Raw genomic sequence first — 4,961 nt, 5'->3', positions numbered from 1 at the left:
CCGCCACCGCGACCGGCTCCACCGTCCAGGGGCCGGCGCCCAGTCGCTCCCGACAGCCCGGGCAGCGCCCGGTCGGCGGCAGCAGCCGCACCGCGCGCCCGCACGACGGGCAGTCCTCGCACCAGGGCCGGCCCTCCGGCACCGCGAACCGGGCGATCTGCCCGCGCAGCGGCGGAGCCGCCAGGAGACCGACCAGCACCGCCGCGACCACGACCGGGACCACCGGCGCACCCCCTCCTCGATCGACGCACCGGCCACATCCTCCCGCGCCGGGCGGCGTGCCGTCCGTCTCGTTCCGCACGCCGGCGTGCGCTCCTCGCACACACGAGCATTCCGGACCTTCGGCTACCGGTTCGGAAGGCCGCCCGCCACCGCCGCCTGCCGATCCAAGGGAGCCGTTCGGACCCTCGGAAGCACCTCTCCGGAGAGCCGCCTCACGGCCCCCCCGTACCCCTAAAGTAGGCGGACATGCAGGTCATCCAGTCCAGCAAGCTCGCCAATGTCTGCTACGACATCCGCGGCCCGGTACTCGACGAGGCGATGCGGCTGGAGGAACAGGGCCACCGCATCCTCAAGCTCAACACCGGCAACCCGGCCACCTTCGGCTTCGAGGCGCCCCCGGAGATCCTCCAGGACATCCTGCGCAACCTCGCCAACGCGCACGGCTACGGCGACTCCAAGGGCCTGCTCTCCGCCCGCCGCGCGGTGGTCATGCACTACGAGGACCGCGGGCTGCACGGCCTCTCCGTCGAGGACGTCTTCCTCGGCAACGGCGTCTCCGAACTGATCCAGCTGGCCATGACCGCGCTGCTGGACGACGGCGACGAGGTGCTCGTCCCGGCCCCGGACTACCCGCTGTGGACCGCCTCGGTCTCGCTGGCCGGCGGCACCGCGGTGCACTACCGCTGCGACGAGCAGTCCGAGTGGTACCCGGACCTCGCCGACATCGAGGCCAAGGTCACCGACCGGACCAGGGCCATCGTGGTGATCAACCCGAACAACCCGACCGGCGCGGTCTACCCGCGCGAGGTGCTGGAGGGCATCACGGAGATCGCCCGCCGGCACGACCTGGTGGTCTACGCGGACGAGATCTACGACAAGATCCTCTACGACGACGCCGAGCACGTCCCGCTGGCCACCCTGGCCCCGGACCTCTTCTGCGTCACCTTCAACGGGCTGTCCAAGGCGTACCGGGTCGCGGGCTTCCGCTCCGGCTGGATGGTGCTGTCCGGCGACCGGCACCGGGCCCGCAGCTACATCGAGGGCCTGACCGTGCTCGCCTCGATGCGGCTGTGCGCCAACATGCCCGCGCAGCACGCGGTGGCCGCCGCCCTCGGCGGGCGGCAGTCGATCCGCGACCTGGTGCTGCCCGGCGGCCGGCTGCACGCCTCGCGCGACGCCGCGTACGAGCTGCTGAACCGGATCCCGGGGGTCAGCTGCGTCAAGCCCAAGGGCGCGCTGTACGCCTTCCCCCGGCTGGACCCCAAGGTCCACAAGATCAGGGACGACGCCCGGATGGTGCTCGACCTGCTGCGCTCCCAGCGCATCCTGCTGGTCCAGGGCACCGGCTTCAACTGGCCCGAGCCGGACCACTTCCGGCTGGTCACGCTGCCCCGGGCGGAGGAGATCACCGACGCGGTGACCCGGATCGGCGACTTCCTCGGCGGCTACGTGCAGCCGTGAGGAGCCGGCCCTCCGAAGGGGGCGGAAAACACTACGGCCGGAGTTCCGGCCCGGGCGATCTCCTTGGTCGGGGGAAAATCGCCCGGCGGAACTCCGGCCGTCCTGTCGCTCGGCGGGGCGCGCGGTTCGTGCCGCGCGCCCGCCTCTCTCCCGGCTGAGGCTCAGGCTCAGCCGAGGCGCGCGACGAGGCTCCGGTACTCGTCCCACAGCTCCTTCGGGGTGTGGTCGCCGAAGGTCTCCAGGTGGGCCGGCACGAGGGCGGCCTCCTGGCGCCAGATGTCGGCGTCCACGGTGAAGAGCAGGTCGAGGTCCTCCTTGGAGAGGTCCAGGTCGCCGAGGTCGAAGCCCTCGACGGTCGGCAGCACGCCGATCGGGGTCTCGACGCCCTCGCCGGTGCCCTCCAGGCGCTCGACGATCCACTTGAGCACGCGGCTGTTCTCGCCGTAGCCGGGCCAGACGAACTTGCCCTCGGCGTCCTTGCGGAACCAGTTGACGTAGTAGATCTTCGGCAGCTTGGCGGCGTCCGCCTGGGCGCCGACCTTCAGCCAGTGGGCGAAGTAGTCACCCATGTTGTAGCCGCAGAACGGCAGCATCGCGAACGGGTCGCGACGCAGCTCGCCGACGGTGCCCTCGGCGGCGGCGGTCTTCTCGGAGGCGATGTTGGCGCCGAGGAAGACGCCGTGCTGCCAGTCGAAGGACTCGGTCACCAGCGGGACGGCGGTGGCGCGGCGGCCGCCGAACAGGATCGCCGAGATCGGCACGCCCGCCTGGTCCTCCCACTCCGGGGCGATGGTCGGGCACTGCGCGGCCGGGACGGCGAAGCGGGCGTTCGGGTGGGCGGCCGGGGTGCCGGACTCGGGGGTCCAGTCGTTGCCGCGCCAGTCGGTCAGGTGCGCCGGGGGCTCCTCGGTGAGGCCCTCCCACCACACGTCGCCGTCGTCGGTGAGGGCGACGTTGGTGAAGACGGTGTTGCCCCACAGGGTGTCGATGGCGTTGGCGTTGGTGTCCACGCCGGTGCCGGGGGCGACGCCGAAGAAGCCGGCCTCGGGGTTGATGGCGTACAGGCGGCCGTCGGCACCGAAGCGCATCCAGGCGATGTCGTCGCCGATCGTCTCGACCTTCCAGCCCGGGACCGTCGGCTGGAGCATGGCCAGGTTGGTCTTGCCGCAGGCCGAGGGGAAGGCGGCCGCGACGTACTTGGCCTCGCCGCTCGGCGGGGTGAGCTTCAGGATGAGCATGTGCTCGGCCAGCCAGCCCTCGTCGCGGGCCATGGTCGAGGCGATGCGCAGCGCGTAGCACTTCTTGCCGAGCAGGGCGTTGCCGCCGTAGCCCGAGCCGAAGGACCAGATCTCCTTGGTCTCCGGGAAGTGCGAGATGTACTTGGTGCTGTTGCACGGCCACGGCACGTCCGCCTCGCCCTCGGCGAGCGGGGCGCCGACGGTGTGCACGGCCTTGACGAAGTCGCCGTCCTCGCCGAGCTGGTCCAGCACGGCCTGGCCCATGCGGGTCATCACGCGCATGGAGACGGCGACGTAGGCGGAGTCGGTGATCTCGACGCCGTACGCGGCCAGCGGGGAGCCGACCGGGCCCATCGAGAAGGGCACGACGTACATCGTGCGGCCCTTCATCGCGCCGCGGAAGAGACCCTGCTCGCCCTGGAAGACCTCGCGCATCTCGGCGGGGGCCTTCCAGTTGTTGGTCGGACCGGCGTCCTTCTCCTGCTCGGAGCAGATGAAGGTGCGGTCCTCCACGCGCGCCACGTCCGTGGGGTCCGAGGCGGCGTAGTAGGAGTTGGGGCGCTTCTCCTCGTTGAGCTTCTTGAAGGTGCCCTGAGCCACCAGCAGGTCCGCGAGGCGCTGGTACTCCTCGTCGGAACCGTCGCACCACTCGATGCGGTCCGGCTGGGTGAGCTCGGCGATCTCGCTCACCCAAGCGAGCAGCTGCTTGTGGCGGGTGGGCGCGGATGCGCTGAGAGCAGAGATCTCGTACGACACGATCGCTCCGTTTCACGCCATCTCGGCGAGGAGATGGCGTCGCGGGGGTCTGAGGGTGCTTGCAGCGTAGCTCCGGACTCAAGGCCGGAACGTGGCGAAGCGTCGAAGTTGACGCATCTTTTACTACAGAAAGTATGGTTACCGTCTAGTAATAAGCCAGTCGCACCCCCGACGGAGTGCGCGGCGCCACACTTCAAATACTCCAAAACGTCTAACAGTGACGATCGCCACTTCCTACGCGCGAGTAACCTACGGGTCCGTAGGTAACGGGTAGCATGCTGCGCATGACTGCTGCTGCGCTCGCGGAGAGTGCACTCACGGAGAGCAAGCCGAAGTGGCGCGGCTGGCTGCACGCCGGGATGTTCCCCGCCACGGTGGCCGCCGGCATCGTGCTGATCTGCCTGGCCGACTCCACGCCCGCCAAGATCGCCTGCACGATCTACTCGGTCAGCGCCTGGCTGCTGTTCGGGGTCAGCGCGGTGTACCACCGCTTCGACTGGGGCCCGCGCGGGGACGCCGTGCTGCGCCGGCTGGACCACGCGAACATCTTCCTGATCATCGCGGGCACCTACACGCCGTTCACGATGCTGCTGCTCAAGGGCGCCGACCAGCAGCTGCTGCTCTGGGCCGTCTGGGGCGGCGCACTGGCCGGGATCGCGTTCCGGGTGTTCTGGGTCGGCGCGCCGCGCTGGCTGTACACGCCGGTGTACCTCGCGCTGGGCTGGGCCGCCGCCTTCTTCCTGCCGGACTTCCTGCGCACCGGCGGGGTCGCCGTCCTGGTGCTGATGATCGTCGGCGGGGTGCTCTACAGCATCGGCGGCGTGGTGTACGGGCTCAAGCGGCCCGACCCCTCACCGCGCTGGTTCGGGTTCCACGAGGTGTTCCACGCCTTCACCCTCGGGGCGTTCATCGTCCAGTACGTCGGCGTCTCACTGGTGGCGTACAGCACGGCCGGCTGATCCCGGCGCACCCCGACGGGCGGTCGAACGGTCCACGGACCGGACGGCCGCCCGTTCCGCTGTCCAGGGCCGCTCGTACGGGGCCCGGATCTGCGGGCGGCGCGGGTGGGCCGGGTGGTCGGCGGCGCCGGGCTCCGAGTGCGGGGCAGGGTCCTGCGGCAGCCCGTGCGCGTGGTGGTGCCCGCCGTACGCGGGGTGCCACTCCCCGTGCGACTCCCGGTCGGACTCGTCCGGCCCCCGGTACGGCGACCCGGCCGGCGTCGGGAGCACCACAGCCCCGGGCCGCCACACCGCGCCGGCCGAGCGGGCCCGTGCCTGCCGGGCG

Annotated in this window: 3 protein-coding genes and 2 pseudogenes; 2 read left to right on the top strand and 3 right to left on the bottom strand. The window is 71.0% G+C overall.

Going from position 1 to position 4,961, the window contains the following annotated elements; genetic code table 11:
- Positions 1–223: pseudogene (locus tag KS423_RS38340) on the bottom strand (prepilin peptidase); the annotation flags it as partial.
- A 245-nt stretch (positions 224–468) separates the two neighbouring features.
- Here KS423_RS38340 and KS423_RS38335 point away from each other — a divergent pair.
- Positions 469–1,683 (top strand): pyridoxal phosphate-dependent aminotransferase, encoded by a 1,215-nt coding sequence (locus KS423_RS38335; RefSeq protein WP_224284358.1) that lies wholly within the window; start codon positions 469–471, stop codon positions 1,681–1,683.
- Positions 1,684–1,850: 167 nt separating this feature from the next.
- Here the strand turns inward: KS423_RS38335 and KS423_RS38330 are convergent, their stop codons facing one another.
- Complete coding sequence (locus KS423_RS38330; protein ID WP_224284357.1) at positions 1,851–3,677, bottom strand: phosphoenolpyruvate carboxykinase (GTP); 1,827 nt, start codon at positions 3,675–3,677, stop codon at positions 1,851–1,853.
- Positions 3,678–3,961: 284 nt separating this feature from the next.
- Here KS423_RS38330 and KS423_RS38325 point away from each other — a divergent pair, with 284 nt between their 5' ends.
- Positions 3,962–4,636, top strand: a complete 675-nt coding sequence (locus tag KS423_RS38325; protein WP_374120108.1) for a hemolysin III family protein — start codon at positions 3,962–3,964, stop codon at positions 4,634–4,636.
- On the opposite strand, the pseudogene KS423_RS38320 reads toward KS423_RS38325, so the two are convergent.
- Positions 4,607–4,961, bottom strand: a pseudogene (locus tag KS423_RS38320) (hypothetical protein); the annotation flags it as partial. The gene KS423_RS38325 and the pseudogene KS423_RS38320 sit on opposite strands and share 30 nt — an antisense overlap.

The organism is Streptomyces sp. LS1784, from assembly GCF_020103755.1.
Taxonomy (GTDB): Bacteria; Actinomycetota; Actinomycetes; order Streptomycetales; family Streptomycetaceae; genus Kitasatospora.
Note: the sequence above shows the minus strand (reverse complement) of the source record. Positions and strands in the feature narration are given on the sequence as shown.

Coding starts and splice junctions, on each gene's coding strand:
- KS423_RS38335 (WP_224284358.1), top strand. CDS start 469: ATGCAGGTCATCCAGTCCAGCAAGCTCGCCAATGTCTGCTACGACATC.
- KS423_RS38325 (WP_374120108.1), top strand. CDS start 3,962: ATGACTGCTGCTGCGCTCGCGGAGAGTGCACTCACGGAGAGCAAGCCG.